The organism is Streptomyces clavifer, assembly GCF_036345975.1.
Taxonomy (GTDB): domain Bacteria; phylum Actinomycetota; class Actinomycetes; order Streptomycetales; family Streptomycetaceae; genus Streptomyces; species Streptomyces clavifer.
Genome location: NZ_CP107793.1, coordinates 2,968,995 through 2,993,586 on the forward strand (window position 1 = coordinate 2,968,995; position 24,592 = coordinate 2,993,586).

The following is a 24,592-nucleotide window of genomic DNA, read 5'->3' on the forward strand; positions in this document are numbered from 1 at the left end:
CGACCACTGTCCGGGGAGGCTCAGGGCTTGACCGCGATGCGGCCCTCGTCCATGCGCAGGAGGAGCAGCTGCTCACCGGTCTCCTCCAGGAATTCGTCCACGGCCTGACGGGATCCCTGCCAGTAGCCGTAGTCGTCGATCAGGAGCACACCGCCGCTGACCAGGCGCGAGTAGAGGTGCCGCAGCTCGTGCCTCGTCGACGCGTACCAGTCGGTGTCCAGCCGCAGGATCGAGATCCGGTCCGGTGCCTGCTCCGGAACGGTGTCCTCGACCTTGCCCCGTACGTAGTGGACGCGCTCCTTCGGGTACGGCACGTCCTCGAATCCGGCCCGTACGTCCTCCAGCGAGGCCACGGCCCAGATCGGCCGGTCCCTGCCCTGGGCGTCCAGCAGCTCCCGGGCCGGCTTGCCGTCACGGCGCAGGTCCTCGGCGGTGGGCGGGGTCATGCCCTCGTACGTGTCGAAGAGGTACAGGTCGCGCCCGGTCTCGCCGAGGGACAGCAGGGTCTTCGCGCAGGCCTGCATGGAACCGCCACGCCAGACGCCGCACTCCACGATGTCGCCGGGAATGCCGTGCCTGACGATGTGCCGGGTCGCGAGGACGAGGGCGTTGAGGCGCTCGGGGGAGGTCATCGTGTACGGCTTGACCGCACGGATGATGTCCTTCGCCTCGTCGTCGTAGTCGGCCGGGAACTGCGTGCCGGACTTCGGCGCGGGCTTCTTCGCAGGCTTCTTCGCGGTGGCCGGCTCCGGCGGGGCCTGCGCCGCGGCCTCCGTCCCTGCGGGCTTCCCCGGAGGGGCCGCCGCCGTCGCTCCCGGTGCCGGGGCGGTCCGGGGAGCGGGCACGGCCGCGCGCCTGAGCTGGTAGCCGGTGAGTTGCTGAAGGACGCCGTTGACGGCGTTGCGCCAAGCCATGGAGCCGGAGGGTACGCGCGCTTTGCGGCTCATGTCACCTTTCGTCAACCTGCTGTTGATGCGGCCTCGGGGGCCTCCGGCCGTCCGCACCGCTCCCGGCCCGCGAGCGGGCGCGGCAGCGGCACCCGGTCCACTCCGCCGACGTGGTTGGCCCACCACACCGCCGTCTCCCGCACGGCGAACGCGGCCAGCCGCCCCTTCAGCCGCGCCACCGGCCGCGCGGGGCGCTGCGGCTTCCGGAAGACACCGACGGAGTCGCCCCAGTAGGCGGCCTTCTCGTCGATGGACCGGTAGTCGTGCCAGATGCCCTTCCTGGGCGGGAAGTCCGTGTACGCCTCGCAGAGTTCGAGGCGGGAGTGGGCGGCCAACGCCCGGAACCCGTCGGGGTAGTAGCGCCAGCAGTCCTGCGCGTCGTGGGCGTGACCGCGCGACGGAGCGGTGATGAAGGCGTAGCCACCGGGCTTCAGCACCCGGGCGATCTCCAGCATCGACACCCAGAAGAAGGGAATGTGCTCGAACGCCTGCCCGGACAGGACGACATCGGCGCTGCCAGACCCGGCGGGGATCCGGTAGGGCCGGGTCATCACGGCGTCGACGTTGGGGCCGTCGAGCACATCGACCCCGAGGTAGTCGATGTCGTGTCCGGCCAGCAGCGCCCGGTGTGTACGGGCCTGCTTGCCGGAGACGCGCGAGCCGAGGTCCACCACGCGGTGCCTGCGGGACGTCGGCAGGTACTCCCGGACGCAGAGTTCCATCTGCTCATAGGCGGACCGGTGCATAAGTTCTCCCGACGTTGCGATGGGCGCGCGCTGTTGAACACAACGAGGGCGGGATGCGGAGGGGGGCGCCTCATACGGGTGATGCGGGGCCTCGGCCGGGGCCGACGGGGAACACCCGACGCACCACGCGTTCCGCCGCGTGCCCGTCGTCGTACGGGCAGAACCGGCTGCGGAACGCGGCGCGCAGCGCGGCCGCCCCGGACGAGCGCCAGGCTCCCGTCCGCAGCAGTTCGCGCAGTTCGTCCTCCGTCGTGGCGACGGCTCCGGGGGTGTCGCCGGGGCGCCCGGAGAGCAGGTCGACATAGGTGCCACGCGCGGCCCGGTAGGCGGCCCAGTCCGGCGCGTAGGTGACGATCGGGCGGTCCAGGCAGGCGTAGTCGAACATCAGGGACGAGTAATCGGTGATCAACGCGTCCGAGGCCAGGCAGAGTTCCTCGACCCTCGGGTGCGCGGTGACGTCGACGACCCGCCCCCCGGCGGCCTCCCCGGCCGAGCGCCCGTAGAAGTAGTGCGCCCGCACCAGCAGCACGTACTCCTCGCCGAGATCGCGGGCCAGGCGCTCCAGGTCGAGGCGGGGGAGGAAGCCCCTGCGGTAGTCGCGGTGGGTCGGCGCGTACAGCAGGACGGTCCGGCCGGGCCCGATGCCGAGATCCGCGCGGATCTTCCCGGTCAGCTCCGGGGTGGCGGTGCAGAGGACGTCGTTGCGCGGGTAGCCGAGCGGCAGGTGCTCGTACGCGGACGGGTAGGCCCGGTCCCACACCTCGGTGGTGTGCGGGTTGGCGGAGAGGCTGAAGTCCCACTGGTCGGCGTGGGCGACGACCCGTTCGAAGCTGACACCGTTGGTGAGGGCGGGGTACGGGCGCTGGTCGAGGCCCATGGTCTTGAGCGGGGTCCCGTGGTGGGTCTGCAGGTAGATCTGGCCCGGGCGTTTGGTGAAGCCCCCGGGGAAGCTGGAGTTGTTGACCAGGTAGGTGGCGGTGGCCATGGTCCGCCAGTAGGCGCGGGAGCCCTCGATCACGTACGGCACCCCCGGTGGCATCCGGTCGAGGTGGCGCGAGGAGACGACCCAGACACCGCGGATGTGCGGGACGAGTTCGCGGGCCTTGGCGTAGACGGCAGCGGGATTGCAGGCGACACCGCGGTTCCAGTACGCCCCGTAGACGGCGAGGCAGGGGTCCAGCGGACGGTGCAGGTCCGCGCGGTAGGCGGCCCGCATCACGCGGGCGCGCAGGGACTTCTTCCCCGCGCGCAGGGCGCTGTGCGCCCGGGTGCGCAGGGAGCGTACGGCCTGCCGGGCGCGGTGCGCGGCATGGCTGCCGAGGAGCCCGGCGGCGCGGAAGAAGGCCGCGCGGTCACCGGGTGCGATCCGGCCCGGGTCGTCGAGGACGGCCCGCAGGTGTGCGGTGCGGGCGGTAAGGACGCGCGGGTCGCCGCCGGTCTCGGCGATCAGGTGCGCGTACGCGTCGATGACGGCGAAGTGGGCGCGGCCGGGTGTCGTCGCGAAGGTGCCGGTACGGCGCAGGCGGTGGCGTACGCAGACCCGGTCCAGCACGGCGAGGGTGCCGGCGTCGGAGCTGAGGAGGGCCGCACGGTGGACGGGCACGACGTCGTCGTAGGGGCCGTCGGTGAAGCGGAGCCCGTGGGCGGTCCAGAAGGCGCGGCGGAAGATCTGGTTCCGCGCGGCGGGCAGGTCGTCTCCCGGCCGGGTCTCGCCCCACCAGTCGACGCGGTCGTGCCCGAGGCGCAGCACGTCCGGACGGTCCGCCGCCACCCTGGCAGCGATCTCCGACAGCGCGCCGGGCAGCAGCAGGTCGTCCCCGTCGAGGAAGAGCAGGTACGCCCCGCGCGCCTCGGCGGCCCCGGCGTTGCGGGCCGCGCCGAGGTGCGGGGAGGGCTGCGGCACCCCGGAGGGGGCGGCCGGGGTGCCGGGGGGCAGGGGGGTTCCGGGCTCCGCCGGGGCGCCGGGGTCCGGCTCCCCGGGACTTCCTCCCGGGTGCAGCACCCGGACCCGGGGGTCGCGTTCGGCGAACTCCCGGGCGATGTCCGGGCCACCGTCCGGCGGGCCGGCGTCGACGGCGATCAGCTCCCAGTCCCGTGAGGACTGGTCGGTCACGGACTCCAACGCCGCCCTCAGGTACCCCTGAACGCGGTGGACGGGCACGACGACACTGAGGAGCATGGCAGCCGAGCGTAGTGCGGACCACGCTCCGCACCCCTCCTGCATTCACCCGTTCGGGTCAGCGTCGGTGACCCGGGGCGCTCACCCGGGTTGAGCCGTACATGAAGCCACTCCTCAGCGTCGTCGTCCCCGTGCACAACGTCGAGGAGTATCTGGAGGAGTGCCTCCTCTCCCTCGCCGGCCAGTCCCTGAGGGCCATCGAGGTGATCCTCGTCGACGACGGCTCGACGGACGGCAGCCGCCGGATCGCGGAGGGGTTCGCCGCCCGGGACAGCCGCTTCCGCTGTGTCCACCAGCGCAACGCGGGCCTGAGCGCCGCACGCAACGCAGGGGTCGCGCACACCTCTCCCGGCGTTCCGTACCTCGCGTTCGCGGACAGCGACGACATCGTCGTCCACGACGCGTACGAACGGATGCTGGCCTCCCTGGAGTCGACGGGCTCGGACCTGGTGACGGGCAATGTGTGGCGGCTCACCGCCCAAGGACGCCAACAGGCCTGGCAGTACCGATGGCTGACCGCCGACCACCCCCGCACCCACATCACCCGCGACGCCCGGCTGCTGGCCGACCGGGTCGCCTGGAACAAGGTGTTCCGGCGCTCCTTCTGGGACCGGCACGGATTCGTCTTCCCGGTGGGCAGGCTCTACGAGGACACGCCCGTGATGATCCCGGCGCACCACCTCGCCGGATCGGTGGACGTCCTGAGCGGGCACGTCTACTGCTGGCGGGTGCGGGAGGGCTCGATCACCCGGCGGCGCACGGACGTGCGGGGCGTGCGGGACCGGATCGCGGCCTGCGAGCAGGTCAGCGCCTTCCTGGCGGACCACGGCCCCGACCAGCGGCGCCGGTACGACACGTCCTGTCTGCGCGACGACTTCGTGTACTTCCTGGAAGGGCTGCCGATGGGCGGCCCCGCCTACCGCTCGGCCTTCATGGCGGGCGCGGGCGCCTTCCTCGACCGGGCGGGCGGCGCGGCGCTGGACGGGCTGCCCGCCGAGGCGCGCATCAGGTGGCGGCTGGTGCGGGAGCGCAGGCTGGACGACCTGCTGGCCGTCCTCGCGTTCGAACGGGCCAACGGGGCGGGCACGTTCGCGGTCGAAGGGCCGCCCGGCAGGCGCCGGGCGGTGCACCCGGGGGTAGCGGGCGCCGGTGCGCGGCTCGGCCGGGGTGATCTGCCGGCCGTGGCACGGCTGACGGAGGCCTCGTGGGGCGCGGACGGGAAGCTGCGGCTGCGCGGATACGCGTACATCCGCAATCTCCCTGCCGGGACGGCCCGTCGCGCGCTGAAGGCGGGGCTGGTGCGGGAAGCGGGGGGCCGACGGCTGAGGCCCGTGCCGGTACGCACGGTCCGGATGCCGGGAGCGACCGCGGACTCCGGTCAGGAGCTGCACTGTTACGACCACGCGGGCTTCGAGATGGTCCTCGACCCGGAACGCATCGGTCCGGGCACCTGGCAGGTGGGCGTGGTGGTGGCCGCGCACGGCGTCGTACGGCGGGCGGCCCTGCGCGCGGTGGGGGCCGCCGCCGCCCAGCCGCTCGTCCACGACCTGGGCCGCGGGCGGCGCGCGGTGCTCGACTACGGGGACGGCCGGCTCCGGCTGACCGTGGCACAGCTGCCCGCCCTGGTCCTCGCGCACGACGGCGGACCCGGAACCCTGGAACTGGCCGGCCGGCTGTACGGGGCCGCCCGGCCGACCGCCCTCGCACTGACCCGCGCCGGGGCCGAGGAGCTCACCGTCCCCGTGCGCTGCGGCGAGGACGGGCACTTCACCGTGAGCGTGCCCCTCGCGGAACTCGCCGGACGCGGGGGGCCCGCCGAACCCGCGACCGCACCGGATCCGGGGGCGGCCCGGCCGGCCGCACTCGTGACGGGCGACGACCGCGCCCCGCTGGCCGCAGGCCCGGACCTGCCCCCGCCGGCCCGCGCGGACGCGTCCGGCCACCTGGTGCTGGAGGTGGCCGCTCACCCGTTCGTGGACCGCGTCGGCGAGGCACCGCACGGCGGACTGCGCGTCGAGGGGGCACCGTACGCCCCGGGCACGCTCGTCCTGCGGCACAGCACCCTGGGCGAGACCCTGACCGTTCCCGTGGAGCGGACGGGGGCACGCGGGGGGAACCGGTTCGCCGTGCGGCTCCCCCGCCCGCCGTGCGAGGGCGACTGGGAGGTGTACCTGGACGGCCGGCCGGTACGGGTGACGGGCGCCCTCGCCGCCCGGCTCCCTGTCCGCTCCGCCGCCGGGTTCCGTGTCGACCGCCGTCACGGCGACCGGCTGACGGTGCACGCGGAGCCCGTGCTCGACGATGCCGAACGGGGCGCGTACCGCCAGGGCCGCCTGCGCACGGCTCACTATCCGGCCCGGCGCCGGCTCCCGCTCCGCGACGCCGTCCTCTACGCGGGCGGGCGCGCGGGGGGAGACGCACCACGCGCCGTGCACGCCGAGCTCGTACGCCGGAGCGCGGAGGTCGAACACCTCTGGGTCACCGACGGTTCCGCGGGCGCCGCCGCGCAGGTCCCGCCCACCGCCGTGCCCGTCGTGGCGCACAGCACCGCCTGGTACGAGGCGCTGGCGCGGGCCCGCCGCATCGTCACGGCGGGCCAGCTGCCCGTCTGGTTCGAGCGGCGCCCGGACCAGACGGTCGTGCAGACCTGGCACGGTGCCCCGCTCGGCCGGTTCGGCCTGGACCTCACCGGCACGCTGTACGCCGACCACCAGTACCTCGCCTCGCTGCCGCACCGGTCCGCCCAGTGGTCGGTCCTGGTCTCCCCCAGCGCCTTCGCCACCCCGCACCTGCGCCGCGCACTGGCCTACGGCGGCGAGGTCCTGGAGGCGGGCTCACCCGCGGCCGACCTGCTGTGCGCGCCCGGCCGTGACAAGTCGGCCGAGCGGGTACGCGGCCGGCTCGGCATCCCGGACGGCCACCGGGTCGTGCTCTACGCGCCCACGTACCGCGACCAGCTCGCGCACGCGCCGGGCAGCGTCCCCGGCGGCTCGCCCCGGCTGTACCGCTGGGAGCCCGCACTCGACCTGCCCGCGCTGGTGCGTTCGCTCGACGACCACACCACGGTGCTGGTCCGCAGGCACCCGCGGGTCACGGGCAGCGTGCCGGAGGGGCCCACCCTGCGGGACGTCTCCGCGCACCCGGTCACCGCCGAACTGCTGCTGATCGCGGACGTGCTGGTCACCGACTACACGGGCCTGGTGTTCGACTTCGCGCACACCGGCCGCCCCGTGCTGTTCCACACACCCGACCTGGAGCACTACCGGGACACCGTGCGCGGCTTCTGCCTGGACTTCGAGACCCGCGCACCCGGTCCCCTGCTCATCAGCACGGACGAAGTGGCCGAAGCCCTGCGGTGCGCCCGGGAGGCCCCGCACGGGAAGGCCCTCCACGCCGAGGCGTACGCCGCCTTCCGGCAGGACCTCTGCGGCCCCGGCGACGGTGGTGCCGCGGGCCGGGTGGTGGACCGGCTGCTCGGCGACCGCTCCTGAGCGCGCCGGGACCGGCGGTCGACGGGCCGACCGCTCAGCGACCGCTCCTGAGGGCGGCGACGGCCGACTCGGCGAGGTCGTCCAGATACCCCTTCGGCAGGTCGCCGCGGACCACGACGAGGCGCCAGTAGAGCGGTCCGACGATCAGGTCCAGTGCCCGGTCCGGGTCGCTGCCCTCGGGGAGTTCCCCGCGGGCCACCGCCGCGCGTACGACCACGGCCGCCACCCCCTGCTGCTGGTCGAGCAGGGCGGCCTTGATGGCGTCGGAGATCTCCGGGTTGCGCGCCGCCTCGACCAGCAGGTCCGGGATCACCTGCGAGGCGACGGGGTGGCGCAGGGCGTACGCGGCCAGTTCGAGCACGGCGCGCACGTCCCCGTACAGCGAACCGGTCGCCGGGGCGGGCATGCCCTGGGCGGCGACGGCCGCGACCAGGTCCAGCACGAGGTGGAGCTTGGACTTCCACCGGCGGTAGACGGCGGTCTTGCCCACCCCCGCCCGGCGGGCGATGCCCTCGATCGACATCCGCGCGAACCCCACCGCGGCCAGCTCCTCGAAGACGGCCCCGCGGATCGCGTCGGTGACGTCCTCGCGCAGCACCGCGGCACCTGCCGGGGTGCGGCGCCCGGTTCGCCGTTCGGTGGTCATGGCCCGAATGATAGACCGTAACGACGAAACGGTTGCGTTGCGACGTACAAACGTCCTACTGTCTGCGTTGCGACGATACGGTGCCGTCCCATCGGTCCGGATGCGTGCGCCCTCGTTCCTTCTGCCCCCGTCGAAAGCGATCGTGGTGAGCCAGACAGCAGCACCGCCGGCCCCGGTGGACCCCTCTTCCTCCCCCCTCCTCCCGGCCTACGGACCGGGTGAGCTGGCCGCTCTCGCCGCCCGGCACGGGCTGACCGTCAGCGGGGCCCGGCCCTCGCTCGGGGAGTACATCCGGCAGCTCTGGGGGCGCAGGCACTTCATCACGGCGTTCGCCACCGCCAAACTGACCGCCCAGTACAGCCAGGCGAAGCTCGGCCAGATCTGGCAGATCATGACCCCGCTGCTGAACGCGACGGTCTACTACTTCATCTTCGGCGTCCTGATGAACACCAAGCACGGGGTCCCCGACTACGTGCCCTTCCTCGTCACCGGCGTCTTCATCTGGACCTTCACCGCCAGCTCGATCACGGCCGGGACCCGGGCCATCAGCGGCAACACCGGGCTCGTGCGCGCCCTGCACTTCCCGCGCGCGTCCCTGCCGATCGCCCTGGCCCTCCAGCAGCTGCAGCAGCTGCTGTTCTCGCTGGGCGCGCTCTTCGTGATCCTGCTCGTGTTCGGCCAGTACCCGCGACCGTCCTGGCTGCTGGCGATCCCGGCGCTCGCCCTGCAGGCCCTGTTCAACACCGGGGTCTCCATGGTCATGGCCCGCCTTGCCTCGAAGACACCCGACATCGCCCAGCTGACGCCCTTCGTCCTGCGGACGTGGATGTACGCCTCGGGTGTGATGTGGAGCCTCGACACCCTGCTCACCGGCGACCGGGTCCCTCACTGGGTCCTGCTGGCGCTTGAGTGCAATCCCGCCGCCGTCTACATCGACCTGATGCGGTACGCACTGATCGACAGCTTCACCGGGGCGCAGCTGCCCCCGCACGTGTGGGCCGTCGCGACGGGCTGGGCGCTCGTCTGCGGGATCGGCGGTTTCGTGTACTTCTGGAAGGCCGAGGAGCGGTACGGACGTGGCTGACATCCCCGACACACGGGTGCCCACCGTCGTCGTCGACGACGTGCACATCACCTACACCGTCAACGGCGCCCGCACCGGAAAGGGCAGCGCCACCTCCGCGCTGAACCGGATCGTGTCGCGCGGGCAGCCGCGCGGCGCACGCCAGGTGCACGCCGTGAAAGGCGTCAGCTTCGCCGCGTACAGGGGCGAGGCCATCGGCCTGATCGGCTCCAACGGATCCGGGAAGTCGACGCTGCTGAAGGCGATCGCGGGCCTGCTGCCCCCTTCGAAGGGCCGGGTGCACACCCAGGGCCAGCCGTCGCTCCTCGGCGTGAACGCCGCCCTGATGAGCGACCTGACCGGGGAGCGCAACGTCGTGCTCGGCGGTCTGGCCATGGGCATGACCCGCGAGCAGATCCGCGAGCGCTACCAGGGCATCGTCGACTTCTCCGGCATCAACGAGAAGGGCGACTTCATCACCCTGCCGATGCGCACGTACTCGTCCGGCATGGGGGCCAGGCTGCGCTTCTCCATCGCGGCGGCCAAGAGCCATGACGTCCTGCTGATCGACGAGGCGTTGTCCACGGGCGACGCCAAGTTCCAGCGGCGCAGCAAGGACCGGATCAAGGAGCTCCGCAAGGAGGCCGGCACCGTGTTCCTGGTCAGCCACAGCAACCGTTCGATCACCGAGACCTGCGACCGGGCGCTCTGGCTGGAGGCGGGCACGCTGCGGATGGACGGCCCCGCCAAGGACGTCGTGGCCGCCTACGAGCAATTCACCAAGCCCCCCCAATAACCCACCCCCGCCCCGGTCCCTCCCCTCCCACCATGGGCCGGTGGGAGGGGAGGGACCGGAACGGGGGCGTTATGCCCGATTCCCGCGTCCCGTGCCTCCCAGCGACGGGAGGCACGGGACGGGGGAGGCGTCAGGCGTGTGTGCGGAGGAGGGTCCGCATCGTCCGCATGGCCACGGACAGGTTCGCCAGGTCGAAGGCCTCCGAACTCCGGATCTCCTCCAGGGTGGAGCGCGACCGCGTCAGGATCGCCGCGTTCTTCTCCTCCCAGGCGTCGAACCGCTGCCCCGGGGTGGACGACCCGTTACCGACGGCCAGTACGTCCGCCGTCAGCGCGGCGTGCGCCGCGTACAGGTCCTCGCGGATGGAGGCACGGGCCATGGACTGCCAGCGGTCGGCCCGCGGCAGTTCGATGATCCGGTCCATCAGCTGGCTGATGCCCAGCCGGTTGCCGAGGTCGTAGTAGACCTCCGCGACGGACAGGGCGTCCTTGCCCGTGCGGTCCGCGATCGCCACGATGTCCAACGCCGGGAAGGCCGAGGAGAATCCGGCCACCCGCACCGCCAGCTCCTCGGGTACGCCCACGGAGGTGAGCTCGTCGTGGATCGACTGGTACCACTCGAGGTCGGCGCCCACGAGCAGCTTGGGCAGCTCGTTCCACACCTTCCCGACACCGTCGCGGAAGAACTCGATCGTCTCCGCGATCTCGACCGGCTGCGGCCGGTTGCCGAGCAGCCAGCGCGCACCGCGCTCGACGAGCCGGCGCGAATGCAGTCGGATCCGGGTCTGCACATCGGCGGCCACCTGGTTGTCGAGCGCCTCGACGGCGTCCCACACCTCGGAGAGGCCGAAGATCTCACGGGCGGCGAACTGCGCCCGCACGATCTCCTCCAGTGAGGCCCCGGTCTCCTCCCGCAGGCGGTGCAGGAAGGTCGAGCCACCGGTGTTCACGGTGTCGTTGACGAGCACCGTCGTGATGATCTCGCGGCGCAGGGCGTGGCCGTCGACCGCCTCCGGGAAGCGCTCGCGGAGCTGCTTCGGGAAGTAGGAGTGCACCAGCTTCTGCAGGTGGGCGTCGTCCGGCAGGCTGGTGGAGATCAGCTCGTCGGCCGCCGTGATCTTGGTGTACGCGATCAGGACGGCCAGCTCGGGCTGGCTCAGCCCCTTGCCGTGGCCCAGCAGTTCGCGGATCTGCCGGTCGTTCGGCAGGAACTCCAGCGCCCGGTCCAGGTGCCCGTCGCGGCCGAGCCTGCGCATGAAGCGCTGGTGGGCGTGGAGCAGTGACGGAGCCTGGGAGCAGGCGTTGGACAGCGCGACGTTCTGCGCGTAGTTGTTGCGCAGCACCAGCTGTCCGACCTCCTCCGTCATCTCGGCGAGCACCTTGTTGCGCTGCTTGACGGTCATGTCGCCGTCCCGCACCAGGCCGTTGAGCAGGATCTTGATGTTCACCTCGTGGTCGGAGGTGTCCACACCGGCACTGTTGTCGATCGCGTCGGTGTTGATCCGGCCGCCGGTGCGGGCGAACTCGATGCGGCCGAGCTGGGTGGCCCCGAGGTTGCCGCCCTCGCCGACGACCCGGGCCCGCAGGTCCTCGCCGTTGACCCGGATCGCGTCGTTGGCCTTGTCGCCGACATCGGCGTTCGACTCGGCGGACGACTTGATGTAGGTGCCGATGCCGCCGTTCCACACGAGGTCGACCGACGCCTTGAGGATGTTCTGCATCAGCTCGGCGGGCGTCATCTTGGTGACCTTGGAGTCGATGCCGAGCGCCTCGCGCATGTGCGCGTTGACCGGGATCGACTTGGCGGTACGCGGATGGATGCCGCCGCCCGCGGAGAGCAGGTCCTTGTTGTAGTCGGCCCAGGAACTGCGCGGCAGGTCGAACAGCCTGCGCCGCTCCGCGTAGGAGGTGGCGGCGTCCGGGTCCGGGTCGATGATGATGTGGCGGTGGTCGAAGGCCGCGACGAGCCGGATGTGCTCGGAGAGCAGCATGCCGTTCCCGAACACGTCACCGGACATGTCGCCGACGCCGACGACGGTGAAGTCCTCGGTCTGCGTGTCGTGGCCCAGCTCGCGGAAGTGCCGCTTGACGGACTCCCAGGCACCGCGGGCGGTGATGCCCATGCCCTTGTGGTCGTATCCGGCGGAGCCGCCCGAGGCGAAGGCGTCGCCGAGCCAGAAGCCGTACGCGACGGCGACGTCGTTGGCGATGTCGGAGAACTTCGCGGTGCCCTTGTCCGCCGCGACGACGAGGTAGGTGTCGTCCTCGTCGTGACGCACGACGTCGGCGGGCGCCACGACCTCGCCCATCACCATGTTGTCGGTGATGTCGAGCAGCGCGGAGATGAACGTCCGGTAGGAGGCGATGCCCTCCGCCATCCAGGCGTCACGGTCGACGGCCGGGTCGGGGAGCTGCTTGGCGACGAAGCCGCCCTTGGCGCCGACCGGCACGATCACGGTGTTCTTGACCATCTGCGCCTTGACCAGGCCGAGGATCTCCGTACGGAAGTCCTCGCGCCGGTCCGACCAGCGCAGACCACCGCGGGCGACCTTGCCGAAACGCAGGTGGACACCCTCGACACGGGGCGAGTACACCCAGATCTCGAACGCCGGGCGGGGCGCGGGGAGGTCCGGGATGGCCTGCGGGTCGAACTTCATCGACACGTAGCCGTGCGGCTCGCCGTCGTCGGCCAGCTGGAAGAAGTTGGTCCGCAGCGTGGCCTTGATGACAGTGAGGAAGGACCGCAGGATCCTGTCCTCGTCGAGCGAGGCGACCTGGTCCAGGGCCCCGTCCAACTCCTCCAGCAGCCCGTCGGTCAGCTCCGTTCCGGCCTTCTGCCGGGTCGGCGACATCCGGGCCTCGAAGAGGGAGATCAGCAGCCGCGTGGTGTGGACGTTGTTGCGGAGGGTGTCCTCCATGTAGTCCTGGCTGAACGTCGAACCCGCCTGGCGCAGGTACTTCGCGTAGGCACGCAGCACCACGGCCTGGCGCCAGTCGAGACCGGCGCCCAGCACGAGGGAGTTGAAGCCGTCGTTCTCCGCCTCACCGGTCCAGACGGCGGCGAAGGCCTCCTGGAAACGCTCCCGGGCACCGTCGGCGAGGTGGTCGCCGTTGCCCGTGGCCGTCGGCATGCGCAGCCCGAAGTCGTAGATCCAGGCATGCGTGCGGTCGGCGCAGCGCAGCTCGTACGGGCGCTCGTCGACGACCTCGACGCCGAGCCGCTGGAGGGCGGGCAGGACGGCGGAGAGGGAGACCTGCTCACCGGTCCGGTAGATCTTGAAGCGGCGTTCGCCGGGGACCGCCCCGACGGGCTCGTACAGGCTGAGGGCGAAGTCCTTCTTCTCGCTCTTGAGCGCCTCCAGGTGGACCAGGTCGGCCACGGCCGCACGCGGCGAATGGTCGGCCTTGTAGCCCTCGGGGAAGGAGTGCCCGTAACGGCGCATCAGCTCGGCGGCGCGCTCCTCGCCCAGCTCGGCGTTGAGCGCCTCCTGGAAGCCGTCGGACCAGGACCGGGCGGCCTCGACGAGGCGGGCCTCGATGCGGTCCGCGTCCGCGTCGGTGAGGTGCGGCAGCTCGGTGCCCGGCGGGACCCGGACGACGAAGTGCAGCCGGGAGAGGATCGACTCCGTGTTCCAGGCGGTGAAGTCGACGTTGGTGCCGCCCAGCTCCTCCTTGAGGATGTCGATCAGCCGGAGCCGCACACCGGTGGTGTAGCGGTCGCGCGGCAGGTAGACGAGGGCGGAGTAGTAGCGCCCGTACTCGTCCTGGCGCAGGTACAGCCGCAGCCGGCGGCGCTCCTGGAGGTACAGCACGGAGGTGACGATGGAGCGCAGCTGGTCGACGGGCGTCTGGAAGAGCTCGTCGCGCGGGTACGTCTCCAGGATCTGCAGCAGGTCGCGGCCGTCGTGGCTGTGCGGCGTGAAGCCCGCGCCCTCCAGCACCTCGGCGACCTTGCGGCGCACGACGGGCACCCGGCGTACGGACTCGGTGTACGCCGCGGAGGAGAACAGGCCGAGGAAGCGCCGCTCACCGATGACGTTGCCGTCGGCGTCGAACTTCTTCACCCCGACGTAGTCGAGGTAGCTGGGACGGTGCACCGTCGCCCGGCTGTTCGCCTTCGTCAGGACGAGCAGCTTGTGCTCGCGCGCCTTGGCGCGGGCATCGGCGGGCAGCCGGTCGAAGGAGGGGCTGACCGGGTGGGCCTCGTCCTCGCTGTGCTGCGGGTCGGAGCGCAGGATACCGAGGCCGGTGCCGGGGACGGCGGCCAGCGCGTCGGTCTCCCGGAGCTCGTACTCGCGGTAGCCGAGGAAGGTGAAGTGATCGGCGGCGAGCCAGCGGAGCAGCTCCCGGGCTTCCTCGACCTCCTCGTCACCGAGGTCGTCGAGGGGCTCGGCGGGCAGGTCGTCGGCGATCCGCAGGGCGGCGTCGCGCATCTTGTCCCAGTCCTCGACGGTCTCCCGTACGTCGGACAGGACGCGGAGCAGATCCGCGGTGATCTGCTTCAGGTCCGCGCGGTCGGTCTCCCGGTCGATCTCGACGTGGATCCACGACTCGACCAGGGCGTCGTGCGGCAGCTCGGCCCGGCCTTCGTCGCGGCCCTTGGCCCGCTTCACCCCGTTGCCCCGGGCCCGGTCGTCGGCGAGGACCTCGATCAGCTTGCCGGTGAGATCGCGGCGGACGATGACCTGCGGGTGGATCACCAGGTGGATGCCGCGGCCCTGGCGGGACAGCTCGTTGGTCACCGAGTCGACGAGGAACGGCATGTCGTCGGTGACGACCTCGACGACGGAGTGGCTGCTCGTCCAGCCGTTCTCCTCGACGGTCGGGGTGTGCACCCGGACGTTCGCGGTGCCCTGCGGGCGGTTCTCGGCCAGCCGGTAGTGGGAGGAGGCCGCGCCGAAGAGGTCGACCGGGTCCCGTCCCGTCACATCCTCCGGAGCGGTGTGCAGGTAGTAACGCTGGAGGTAGGCGAGCAGCGTGTCCCGGCCGGCCCCGGCCCCGGTCTCGTCACCGGCTTCGGCGAGGTGCACCCGGGGGTTACCTCCCGGGCCACCGACACCACCGCCCGGACTGTTGTCAGCTACCCGGGCCGCCCGTGCGAGCAGCTCGGCCTTGGCTTCGTCCAGCTTGGTCTGCATGTCCTCTGGCTCCTGTCGCGCGCCGTTGCGTGACGTAGGTGTAAAAGACGACGTACCGCCACGACGCCGGGTTTCCGGTCTCGGTCGACGCTATGCCGCCTTGGGAGGTACCCGGGACCGTATCGGCCATTTTCGGCAGACGGTCCGGGGTGCGGAGATCACGGATCGCCCGGGTGCTGTGGCACTCCGGGCGCAGGCCGGGGGCTTCGCTGCCCCCGAGGCGTATCGCGCTGATCACGGCACCAGGCTATCCCTCTTGCACCCACAACCGTCATGGGCCGCATATGTACAAAAGAAGACCGCGAACTTTGACACTTTGGACATCGCACCGGACCGCTTCAGCACGTACGGGCGACTCCTCGTGCGCGGGTCGGACGGGAACCCGCGCAGGTGCCCGCGACTCCTCGCGCACGGACCGGCATCCGCCAGCCCGGTCCACCCGGTCACATGACCGCCCGGTCCGCCCGGCCGCTCAGCCGGTCATCAGCTCCGCCAGCGCGACGGCCTCCGCCAGGGTGTCCACCACGGGCACTCCTGCCGCCTCCAGGCTGCTCCGGCTGTGCGAACCGCCGGTGTAGAGCACCGCACGCGCCCCGACGTGCGCGGCGGCGACCGCGTCGTCCACGGCATCACCGATGACCACCGCTCGTTCCGGGGCTATCCCCTCCAGCGCCATGAAGTGCCGCTCCATGTGCTGGGCCTTGCTGCCACCGCTCGGGCCGGTGCGCCCGTCCACCCGGACGAAATGACGCTCGATGCCGTACCCGCGCACCACGGGGACCAGATGCTCATGGCCGTACATGCTGAGCAGCGACTGGCTGTGGCCCGCCAGCCCCCACTGCGCCAGCAGTTCCTCGACGCCCTGCGTCAGGACGCAGGCCGCCCGCTGCTCGGTGTAGTGGCGGTGGAAGATGCCGTCCATCCGCTCCCACTCGGCGTCGGTGGGCAGCCGGCCGAGGAGCCGCTCGTAGAACCTGGGTATCGGTACGCAGTACGTCTCCCGGTACTGCTCCATGGTGATCGGCGCCAGATCGATCTCCGCGAACGCGGCGTTCGTCGCACCGACGACCGCGTCGATGTCGTCGAGCAGGGTGCCGTTCCAGTCCCAGACCAGATGCGTGCGGTGCTTCCCCGGTGTCGCCATGGGTAGAAAAATACTCGCCGGGTACGACACTCAGCCGAGCAGAGCGGGGATCTCCTGGATCCCGAACCACAGCAGCTCGTGGTCCTCCGCACCGTCGACCGCGAACTGCGCGTCGCCGTCACCCTGATCGGCCGCCCCCAGAGCCGCGGCGGCCGCCGCCACGTCCTTCTCGGCCTCGTCGGCGTCCACGTGCACGGCGGCGGCCTTCGACAGCCTCACGGCGTCCGCGATCCGCACCTCACCGAGCGACGAGGCGTCCGGGACCCGGTCAGGATCGGCGACCGCGGCCCCGTCCGGTACGTCGAGGGCGACGACGACCCGGCGCCGGGGCTCGTCCGGCTTCCCGCCGATCATCCGCAGCGAGGCGGAGGCCGCCCGGTTGAGGGCCGCGTACTCCAGCTCCTCGACGTCGTCGGAGGCGTACCACTCACGCAGTCCGGGTGTTACCGCGTAGGCGGTCAGCGGGCCGGGACCCAGCTCGCCCGCCCGGTGCGCCGCGGCGAGACCGGAGAGGGTCAGGGGGACGTACACACGCATGGCTGACCGCTTTCCTCGTCGATGACGTCCACAGGATACGTGGGGCGTCCCCCTTCGGGGCTCATCAGCCACCCCTCGCCGTCCACCGCGCCACGCCCGTCACCCCCGCCGGTCCCCTTGCGGCGCACGGCCCGCCACCCGGATAGGTGATCTCTGGGAGCGCCCACCCGTGCCCGGCCTCCGCTTGCGGGGCGGCCCGCCGTCCCCGTAGAAGATGCCCAGCAAGAAGTTACCGCCCGGTACCCATCCGGGCTCCGCACCGCAGCCACGGGGGCTATGAATGAGCACGGACAGGACGAGGCCGGCCGGACGACGCGACCGGAGCAGGCCCGGCACCGTACCGCCGCAGCGGACGCCGCACCGTACCCGGCGGCCGCTGCGCCCGCACCAGTGGTTCGCGGAGCGCCTGCTCGCGGTCCTCAGCGGCCAGCGCCCGGTGCACTGGATGCTCGGCCACACCATCGGTGAGGCCTACGACCAGCTGGCCGAGCTCGCCCCGAACGCCCCGCTCGGGGCGGGGGGCAGGCGCCCCGTCGTGCGCGCCTGCTACGGGACGCAGCCGGCCACCGGGGTGGTCGAGGCCTTCGCCAGCATCGCGACGGGCGAGCAGGTCCGGGCGATGGCCTTCCGACTGGAGCAGGGCCCCGACCTCCGCTGGCGCTGCGCCGCCGTGGACCTGGGCGGCGAACGCCTGCCGGCCGTGAGATGACCGCCCCCGGAACCCGGCCCGTCCGGCGACCGGACACGGCGGGACCCGCGGGCCCGGCCGACTGAACAGCGGCCCGTGGGACGGGCCGAGCCCCGGCCAGGGCACAAGCACGGCCCCGGACCGCCCCGGCCGCACTCCCTGACGCCTCCGCGGCCACGTGGAGGCTTCCCGCACCCGCGGGCACCCGAAGGGCTCCCACCCGCTTCCACGGCCTCTGCGGGGCCTCCGCCGGGCCTCTGCGGGCACACGAGAAGGGCCTGGGCCGGGACACCGTGAGGTGTTCCGGCCCAGGCCCTTCGGTATCCCGTCCTACTTCTTGCGGCGACGCCCGCCGCCACCGCTCTTCTGCGCCTTGCGGCGCTCCGCACGCGTCATCCCGTCACCCTCGGACCGACCGGCGTCACCGTTGGCGAAGTCGCCCTCGACGACGCCGCCCTCCCCGTCGACCGTGGGAGCGGAGAAGTGCAGCCGGTCCGGACGCTGGGGCGCGTCCAGGCCCTTGGCCCGGATCGCCGGACGCCCGGAGCCGGCAGCCGCCGGGGCGTCCTGCTTCGCGAGCGAGGTCCGCTCCGCCGAGTCCTGCACCGGGACCTCCTCGACCTGCTGCTCGACCTGGACCTCCAGGTTGAACAGGTAGCCGACGGACTCCTCCTTGATGCCCTCCATCATGGCGTTGAACATGTCGAAGCCCTCGCGCTGGTACTCGACCAGCGGGTCCTTCTGCGCCATGGCCCGGAGGCCGATGCCCTCCTGGAGGTAGTCCATCTCGTAGAGGTGCTCACGCCACTTGCGGTCCAGGACGGACAGCACCACACGCCGCTCCAGCTCGCGCATGATGTCCGAGCCGAGCGACTTCTCACGCTCCGCGTACTGCTCGTGGATGTCGTCCTTGACCGACTCGGCGATGAAGTCGGCGGTGACCCCGGCCAGGTCCCCCGCGGCCTCCTCGAGCTCCTCGACCGTGACCTTCACCGGGTAGAGCTGCTTGAACGCGCCCCACAGCCGGTCCAGATCCCACTCCTCGGCGAAGCCGTCCGCCGTCTCCTGGCGGATGTAGTCGTCGATCGTGTCGTCCGTGAAGTGACGGATCTGGTCCTGCAGGTCCTCGCCCTGCAGGACACGCCGGCGCTCGCCGTAGATGACCTCACGCTGCCGGTTGAGCACCTCGTCGTACTTCAGGACGTTCTTACGCGTCTCGAAGTTCTGCTGCTCCACCTGCGACTGCGCCGAGGCGATCGCACGGGTCACCATCTTGTTCTCGATCGGCACGTCGTCGGGAACGTTCGCCATCGACATGACGCGCTCGACCATCTGCGCCTTGAACAGCCGCATCAGGTCGTCACCCAGCGACAGGTAGAACCGGGACTCGCCCGGGTCGCCCTGACGGCCGGAACGACCGCGCAGCTGGTTGTCGATACGCCGCGACTCGTGCCGCTCGGTGCCCAGCACGTACAGACCGCCGAGCTCCTTGACCTCTTCGAACTCCGCGCGGACGGCCTCCTCGGCCTTCTCCAGCGCCGCGGGCAGCGCGGCCGCCCACTCCTCGACGTGCTCCACCGGGTCCAGACCGCGCTGGCGCAGCTCCGCCTCGGCGAGGTCGTCCGGGTTGCCGCCGAGCTTGATGTCGGTGCCTCGGCCGGCCATGTTCGTCGCGACCGTGACCGCGCCCTTGCGGCCGGCCTGGGCGACGATCGTCGCCTCACGGTCGTGCTGCTTGGCGTTGAGCACCTCGTGCTGGACGCCGCGCTTGGAGAGCTGCTGCGAGAGGTACTCGGACTTCTCGACCGAGGTGGTGCCGACCAGGATCGGCTGCCCCTTCTCGTGCTTCTCCGCGATGTCGTCGACGACCGCGGCGAACTTGGCCACCTCGGTGCGGTAGATCAGGTCCGACTGGTCGGCACGGACCATCGGCCGGTTCGTCGGGATCGGCACGACGCCGAGCTTGTAGATCTGGTGGAACTCGGCGGCCTCGGTCATCGCCGTACCGGTCATGCCGGAGAGCTTGCCGTACAGGCGGAAGAAGTTCTGCAGGGTGATCGTGGCGAGCGTCTGGTTCTCGTCCTTGATGTCCACCCCTTCCTTCGCCTCGATGGCCTGGTGCATGCCCTCGTTGTAACGGCGGCCGGCGAGGATACGGCCGGTGTGCTCGTCGACGATCATGACTTCGCCGTCGATGACGACGTAGTCCTTGTCCTTCTTGAAGAGTTCCTTGGCCTTGATCGCGTTGTTGAGGTAACCGACGAGCGGCGTGTTCACCGACTCGTAGAGGTTGTCGATCCCGAGCCAGTCCTCGACCTTCGCGACGCCGGGCTCGTGGATGGCCACGGTCCGCTTCTTCTCGTCGACCTCGTAGTCGCCGGTCTCCTCGATGCCCTTCAGCGGGTTGCCCGCCTCACCCCGGGTGAGGCGCGTGACCAGCTTGGCGAAGTCGCCGTACCACTTGGTGGCCTGGTCCGCCGGGCCGGAGATGATCAGCGGCGTACGGGCCTCGTCGACGAGGATCGAGTCGACCTCGTCGACGATGGCGAAGTTGTGGCCGCGCTGGACGAGCTCGTCCTGCGACCACGCCATGTTGTCGCGGAGGTAGTCGAACCCGAACTCGTTGTTCGTGCCGTACGTGATGTCGCAGGCGTACTGCTCGCGGCGCTGCGCCGGCGTCATGTTGGCGATGATGCAGCCGACCTCGAGACCGAGGAACTTGTGCACCCGGCCCATCATCTCGGAGTCGCGTTCGGCCAGGTAGTCGTTGACCGTGATCAGGTGCACGCCCTTGCCGGAGAGCGCGTTGAGGTACGCCGGCAGGGTGCCGACGAGGGTCTTGCCCTCACCGGTCTTCATCTCGGCCACGTAGCCGAGGTGGAGGGCGGCGCCGCCCATCATCTGAACGTCGTAGTGGCGCTGTCCGAGGACGCGCTTGGCGGCCTCACGGACGGTCGCAAATGCTTCGGGGAGCAGGTCGTCCAGGCTCTCGCCGTCCGCGTACCGTTCCTTGTACTCGTCGGTGAGCGCCCGCAGCTCGGCGTCGGAGAGGTTGACGAAGTCCTCTTCGATGGAGCTGACCTGGTCCGCGATGCGGTGCAGTTTGCGCAGGATCTTGCCTTCGCCTGCACGCATGAGCTTGTTGAAGACGGACACTGAGGCTGGTCTCCTTGCCGGTCGGGCCTGGCACTGGGTCGTGTTATGGACTCTGGCGCGGGCACGGCAGGTGGGCCCCACCGCAACGGCCATCGTAAGCGAGGACCCCGCCGCGCCGGGAGGGCTGCTGCCGCGTTGCCGTCGCCGCGCCCGTCCAGGACAACGGCCGGAAGGTACGGAAGGTGCCGGGAAGCCCCAAAAGTGCTCGCATCCCGCGCACCGGATCACCAGAATCCCTGCATGGAGCCGATCACTCTCACCACCGAACGCCTGATCCTGCGCCCCGTCGGGCCGCAGGACGCCGACGCCGTGTTTCTCGCCTGCCAGGATCCGGACATCCAACGCTGGACGGTCATTCCCTCCCCGTACACCCGTGCCGATGCCGAGCTCTGGACGGAGAAACTGGCGCCCGCGGGCTGGCGGGAGGACACGATGTACAGCTTCGCCGTGGTGCAGCGGACGGACGGGGCGCTCACCGGCGCGCTCGGCATCGACCGGCGCGGCCCGTCCGGGACGTACGAAGTGGGCTTCTGGACGACGAAGGAGCACCGAGGCCGCGGATTCACGACCGAAGCCGTGCGCGGAGCCGCCCACTGGGTGTTCACCGCCCTCGCCGCGGACCGCCTGGAATGGCGGGCCGAGATCGGCAACGCCCCGTCCCGCACGGTCGCTCTGCGCGCGGGCTTCCGCATGGAGGGCGAGCAGCGGTCCGCCCTGCTCAACAAGGGGATACGGCGGGACACCTGGACCGGCGCGCTGATTCCGGCCGATCTGGGCCTGCCCGGAACGCACCCCTATCTGCCCTCCCCTGATGTCGGTGGCGCCCTCTAGGGTTCGCTGCATGACGTCTGTGCCGCCTCCCGTGCTGGAAATCTCCGCCGACCAAGCCCGCCGGATCGCCCTGCGCGCGCAGGGTTTCCTCGGTGCTCCGGACCGGCGGGGCGGGGTGCCGGGGGTGCTGCGGCACCTCGGGGCCGTGCAGCTCGACACGATCTCCGTCCTGGCCAGGTCGCACGAGCTCGTTCCGTACGCGCGCCTCGGTGCCGTGGGCCGCCGCACGGTGGACGAGGCCTACTGGTCGGGGGGCCGCTCGTTCGAGTACTGGTCGCATGCCGCGTGCATCCTGCCGGTCGAGGAGTGGCCGCACTTCGCCTTCCGGCGCCGCGCCTACCGTGCCCGTCCGCAGTGGAACCACGATCTGCCCGACGGTGCGTACGACACGGTGATCAAACAGCTGCGCACCGAGGGGCCGCTGACGGCGACGGAGCTCGGCGGCGCGAAGAACGGCGGCGAGTGGTGGGACTGGTCGGCCTCCAAGGTCGCCGTCGAGCGGGCCCTGATGTACGGCGAGGTGGTGTGCACCGAGCGGCGCAGCTGGAGGCGCGTCTACGACCTGGCCGAGCGCGCGATCCCGGACGCCGTGCTCCACGACGACCTGGACGACGCGGAGTGCCGGCGGCGGCTGGTGGCCCTGGCGGGCAGGTCGCTGGGCATCGGGACCCGGGCGGACATCGCGGACTACCACCGGCTCAGGGGTGAGGAGTTCAACGCCGTGGTGGCGGACTCCGGGCTGGTTCCGGTGTCGGTGCGGGGCTGGGCCAAGCAGGCCTGGGCAGACCCGGAGGCACTCGCCTCGGAGCCGCGCGGACGGCACCGGACCACACTGCTGTCGCCTTTCGACTCCCTGATCTGGGAACGGGCACGCACGGAGCGGATCTTCGGGTTCGTCCACCGCCTGGAGGCGTACGTGCCCCGGCCCAAACGGATCCACGGCTATTTCGCGATGCCCCTGCTGGCGGGCGGCAGGCTGCAGGGGCGGGTGGACCCGGCGAGGGAGGGCACCACGCTGGTGGCCCGCCAGGTCTCCCTGGAGAGCGGGAAGTCCGTCAGGCCGATGGCCGAGGCACTGGTGGAAGCGGCGTCCTGGGTGGGCTGCACGCAGGTCCGCCTGGAGCGCGTCGACGCCCCGGAGCTGCGCGAACCGCTCCTGGCGGAGATCGCCGGTCTCCTCACGTAGGCGCGGCGCACGCCGGCCGTCCCGGGCTCCGGGCGGCCGGTCCGGCCGTGGCGGTCCGGTCCCACCGGACCCGGCGTCATCTGATCTCGAGGATCTTCTCCCGCATGGCATAGACCACCGCTTCCATCCGGGAGTGCAGCTGCAGCTTCTCCAGAATATTGCGGACGTGGTTCTTCACCGTGTTCTCGGAAATGAACAGTTGCTTGGCGATGTCACGGTTGTTCATGCCCGTGGCGACGAGCTTGAGGACTTCCAGCTCCCGTTCGGTGAGCCTCGGCGCGGGGACGAGGCGCCGCTCGTCGGTGCGCTGGATCATGGATTTGAACTCGGTGAGCAGTTTGGACGCCATCGACGGGCTGATCTGGGACTGGCCGTCGGCCACCGCGCGAATGGCCGTGGCCACCTCGTCGGTGGAGATCTCCTTGAGGAGATATCCGGTGGCACCCGCCTTGATCGCCTCGTAGAGATCGGCTTCCTCGTCGCTGATCGTCAACATGATGATCTTCGCACTGGGTGCCACCTCCTTGATGGAGGTGCACGCCTCGATACCACCGCGCTTGGGCATGCGCACGTCCATCAGCACGATGTCGGGCAGCAGGTCCGCCGCCTTGTCGACCGCCTCCGCCCCGTCCCCCGCCTCCCCGACGACCTGGATGTCCTCCTCCTGCGCGAGGACGATCTCCAGGCCTCTGCGGAAGAGGGCGTGGTCGTCGACCACGAGGACCCGGATGGGTTCCTTGCGGGAACTGCCGTCGTCCGCGTCGGAGTCCGCACCGGTCGTGCGGTCGGCAGCGTGCGTCCCGCGCACGGGCCCGAAGGTGTCCGCCATCGTTCCTCCCCCTGAAGGCCACGGCCTGAGATCACAGACCGTCCGCCAACGGCAGTCCACAGAGCACCGGTTGGCTCGGGCCGCCATGATTTCATGCCCGGTCGCCGAAGCGGTGATCCTACAGCCGCACGCGGGTGCCCCTGGGGGCGCACGGGGGCGCTCCCAGGGGCACTACGTCATGGACCAGGGGTGGATGTCAGCCGCCGAGCGCACCGCCCGCGCCGCCCGCCTCATCGGAGGCCAGCGGGTCGGTCCTCAGGTGGATGACACCGTAGTCGTAGGCGTGGCGTCGGTAGACGACACTGGACTCCTTGGTCTCGGAGTCGACGAACAGATAGAAGTCGTGCCCGACCAGCTCCATCTCGTAGAGCGCCTGGTCGAGCGTCATCGGTGCTGCGACGTGCGTCTTCTCGCGCACCACGAGCGGCCCCTCGCCCTGCACCTCGAGCGAACCGATCCTGGTGGTGGGCACGGCGGGCGGCGTCTCCTCGGGGATGAGCTCACCCTCCCCGTTGAACGAGGCGGCGCCCGGCACCACTTCGGCCACCTCGGCAGCGGAAAGACGGCCGTTGCCACGGCGGCTGTAGCGCTTGTCGTGCTCCTTGCGCAGCCGCGCGTCCAGCTTGTCGGTGGCGAGGTCCAGCGCTGCGTACGGGTCGCCTGCCGCCGCTTCCGCCCGGATCACCGGCCCACGCGAGCGGAGCGTGATCTCCACCCGTGCCGCACGGTCGGCCTGACGGGGATTCGGCTCCTTGGACACCTCGACGTCCAGGCTGATCACCTTGCCGTCGAACTTCTGGATCTTGTCCAGCTTCAGCTTCTCGGCCACGTGCTTGCGGAACCGCTCGGGCACCTCGGTCTTGCGGCCCTTGACGACGATGTCCACGCAGAACTCCGTTCCCGGATCGCTCCGCATCGACGGCGGAGCATCTCCCTTTTGCACCAGGCTCCGGTGATCGCCGGAGCCGCGGACTCGGTGGCTTCCACCTCCTCCTCCCCCACCGGCGGGGTCTCCACCCCCACCGACCTCCATGCTTCTGGACTGTCAGTGGGTTACCTGCCCGAAACCTGGTGGTGCATTCGTCGAGGTTCGGCATTCACCGTTCCTCACAACCGAACATAGCCTGCCCACCACCGTGTCGGCACCCGCTACTCACGCGTACCTCCGATCAGGGCCCTTTACCCACTCACTACCTGCAACGATGGAAGTTTTCTG

16 protein-coding genes are annotated in these 24,592 nt (G+C 71.1%); 6 read left to right on the plus strand and 10 right to left on the minus strand.

The genetic code is table 11. From position 1 onward, the window contains the following. Positions 1-20: 20 nt before the first annotated feature. The 3 genes from OG927_RS12770 to OG927_RS12780 form a co-directional block, all read right to left on the minus strand. Entirely contained in the window at positions 21-947 is a 927-nt protein-coding gene (locus OG927_RS12770) for a TylF/MycF/NovP-related O-methyltransferase (RefSeq protein ID WP_199862827.1), read from the minus strand. An 11-nt stretch (positions 948-958) separates the two neighbouring features. Further along, a complete protein-coding gene (locus OG927_RS12775) occupies positions 959-1,693 on the minus strand; it encodes a methyltransferase domain-containing protein (protein WP_056798678.1) in 735 nt (244 codons plus the stop codon). A 70-nt stretch (positions 1,694-1,763) separates the two neighbouring features. Beyond that, positions 1,764-3,872: a bifunctional glycosyltransferase/CDP-glycerol:glycerophosphate glycerophosphotransferase gene (locus OG927_RS12780; RefSeq protein WP_124282157.1), complete on the minus strand. Its 2,109-nt coding sequence runs from the start codon at positions 3,870-3,872 to the stop codon at positions 1,764-1,766. Positions 3,873-3,973: 101 nt separating this feature from the next. Here OG927_RS12780 and OG927_RS12785 point away from each other — a divergent pair, with 101 nt between their 5' ends. Next, positions 3,974-7,363 (plus strand): bifunctional glycosyltransferase/CDP-glycerol:glycerophosphate glycerophosphotransferase, encoded by a 3,390-nt coding sequence (locus OG927_RS12785; protein ID WP_330320178.1) that lies wholly within the window; start codon positions 3,974-3,976, stop codon positions 7,361-7,363. A 34-nt stretch (positions 7,364-7,397) separates the two neighbouring features. Here the strand turns inward: OG927_RS12785 and OG927_RS12790 are convergent, their stop codons facing one another. Further along, on the minus strand, positions 7,398-8,009 hold the full coding sequence (locus OG927_RS12790; RefSeq protein WP_056798688.1) for a TetR/AcrR family transcriptional regulator: 612 nt from the start codon (positions 8,007-8,009) through the stop codon (positions 7,398-7,400). Between the two features lie 142 nt (positions 8,010-8,151). On the opposite strand from OG927_RS12790, the gene OG927_RS12795 reads away from it, so the two are divergent. Beyond that, positions 8,152-9,093 (plus strand): ABC transporter permease, encoded by a 942-nt coding sequence (locus tag OG927_RS12795; RefSeq protein ID WP_056798814.1) that lies wholly within the window; start codon positions 8,152-8,154, stop codon positions 9,091-9,093. Next, positions 9,086-9,868: an ABC transporter ATP-binding protein gene (locus OG927_RS12800; RefSeq protein ID WP_330320179.1), complete on the plus strand. Its 783-nt coding sequence runs from the start codon at positions 9,086-9,088 to the stop codon at positions 9,866-9,868. Before OG927_RS12795 ends, OG927_RS12800 begins: the two co-directional genes overlap by 8 nt. A gap of 130 nt (positions 9,869-9,998) precedes the next feature. Here OG927_RS12800 and OG927_RS12805 read toward each other — a convergent pair whose 3' ends face one another. From OG927_RS12805 to OG927_RS12815, 3 genes are all read right to left on the minus strand, one after another. Further along, positions 9,999-15,005 (minus strand): NAD-glutamate dehydrogenase, encoded by a 5,007-nt coding sequence (locus tag OG927_RS12805; RefSeq protein WP_330320180.1) that lies wholly within the window; start codon positions 15,003-15,005, stop codon positions 9,999-10,001. A gap of 472 nt (positions 15,006-15,477) precedes the next feature. Next, complete coding sequence (locus tag OG927_RS12810; protein ID WP_056798698.1) at positions 15,478-16,149, minus strand: HAD family hydrolase; 672 nt, start codon at positions 16,147-16,149, stop codon at positions 15,478-15,480. A 30-nt stretch (positions 16,150-16,179) separates the two neighbouring features. Further along, positions 16,180-16,686 (minus strand): DUF6912 family protein, encoded by a 507-nt coding sequence (locus tag OG927_RS12815; RefSeq protein ID WP_056798701.1) that lies wholly within the window; start codon positions 16,684-16,686, stop codon positions 16,180-16,182. Positions 16,687-16,966: 280 nt separating this feature from the next. On the opposite strand from OG927_RS12815, the gene OG927_RS12820 reads away from it, so the two are divergent. Beyond that, positions 16,967-17,395 (plus strand): Rv3235 family protein, encoded by a 429-nt coding sequence (locus OG927_RS12820; protein ID WP_319104505.1) that lies wholly within the window; start codon positions 16,967-16,969, stop codon positions 17,393-17,395. Positions 17,396-17,704: 309 nt separating this feature from the next. Here OG927_RS12820 and secA read toward each other — a convergent pair whose 3' ends face one another. Then, on the minus strand, positions 17,705-20,530 hold the full coding sequence (gene secA / locus OG927_RS12825) for a preprotein translocase subunit SecA (protein WP_056798706.1): 2,826 nt from the start codon (positions 20,528-20,530) through the stop codon (positions 17,705-17,707). A gap of 240 nt (positions 20,531-20,770) precedes the next feature. Between secA and OG927_RS12830 the strand changes: the two genes are divergently transcribed. Both OG927_RS12830 and OG927_RS12835 read left to right on the plus strand, forming a co-directional pair. Continuing rightward, positions 20,771-21,361 carry a GNAT family N-acetyltransferase gene (locus tag OG927_RS12830; RefSeq protein ID WP_330320181.1) on the plus strand — a complete coding sequence of 197 codons (591 nt, stop codon included), beginning with the start codon at positions 20,771-20,773 and terminating at the stop codon, positions 21,359-21,361. A gap of 10 nt (positions 21,362-21,371) precedes the next feature. Beyond that, positions 21,372-22,547: a winged helix-turn-helix domain-containing protein gene (locus OG927_RS12835; RefSeq protein WP_330320182.1), complete on the plus strand. Its 1,176-nt coding sequence runs from the start codon at positions 21,372-21,374 to the stop codon at positions 22,545-22,547. A gap of 76 nt (positions 22,548-22,623) precedes the next feature. Here OG927_RS12835 and OG927_RS12840 read toward each other — a convergent pair whose 3' ends face one another. Together OG927_RS12840 and hpf are read right to left on the minus strand one after the other, a co-directional pair. Then, positions 22,624-23,376, minus strand: coding sequence for a response regulator (locus OG927_RS12840; protein WP_056798719.1), 753 nt, complete (start codon positions 23,374-23,376; stop codon positions 22,624-22,626). Positions 23,377-23,572: 196 nt separating this feature from the next. After that, entirely contained in the window at positions 23,573-24,262 is a 690-nt protein-coding gene (hpf, locus tag OG927_RS12845; protein ID WP_079099556.1) for a ribosome hibernation-promoting factor, HPF/YfiA family, read from the minus strand. Positions 24,263-24,592: the final 330 nt, after the last annotated feature.

Bases quoted from the DNA above. Each gene is read 5' to 3' on its own strand.
- OG927_RS12780 (WP_124282157.1), bottom strand. From the start codon at position 3,872: ATGCTCCTCAGTGTCGTCGTGCCCGTCCACCGCGTTCAGGGGTACCTG.
- OG927_RS12805 (WP_330320180.1), bottom strand. From the start codon at position 15,005: ATGCAGACCAAGCTGGACGAAGCCAAGGCCGAGCTGCTCGCACGGGCG.
- OG927_RS12815 (WP_056798701.1), bottom strand. From the start codon at position 16,686: ATGCGTGTGTACGTCCCCCTGACCCTCTCCGGTCTCGCCGCGGCGCAC.
- OG927_RS12840 (WP_056798719.1), bottom strand. From the start codon at position 23,376: ATGGCGGACACCTTCGGGCCCGTGCGCGGGACGCACGCTGCCGACCGC.
- OG927_RS12830 (WP_330320181.1), top strand. From the start codon at position 20,771: ATGGAGCCGATCACTCTCACCACCGAACGCCTGATCCTGCGCCCCGTC.
- OG927_RS12790 (WP_056798688.1), bottom strand. From the start codon at position 8,009: ATGACCACCGAACGGCGAACCGGGCGCCGCACCCCGGCAGGTGCCGCG.
- OG927_RS12785 (WP_330320178.1), top strand. From the start codon at position 3,974: ATGAAGCCACTCCTCAGCGTCGTCGTCCCCGTGCACAACGTCGAGGAG.
- OG927_RS12770 (WP_199862827.1), bottom strand. From the start codon at position 947: ATGAGCCGCAAAGCGCGCGTACCCTCCGGCTCCATGGCTTGGCGCAAC.
- OG927_RS12775 (WP_056798678.1), bottom strand. From the start codon at position 1,693: ATGCACCGGTCCGCCTATGAGCAGATGGAACTCTGCGTCCGGGAGTAC.
- OG927_RS12820 (WP_319104505.1), top strand. From the start codon at position 16,967: ATGAGCACGGACAGGACGAGGCCGGCCGGACGACGCGACCGGAGCAGG.
- OG927_RS12810 (WP_056798698.1), bottom strand. From the start codon at position 16,149: ATGGCGACACCGGGGAAGCACCGCACGCATCTGGTCTGGGACTGGAAC.
- OG927_RS12835 (WP_330320182.1), top strand. From the start codon at position 21,372: ATGACGTCTGTGCCGCCTCCCGTGCTGGAAATCTCCGCCGACCAAGCC.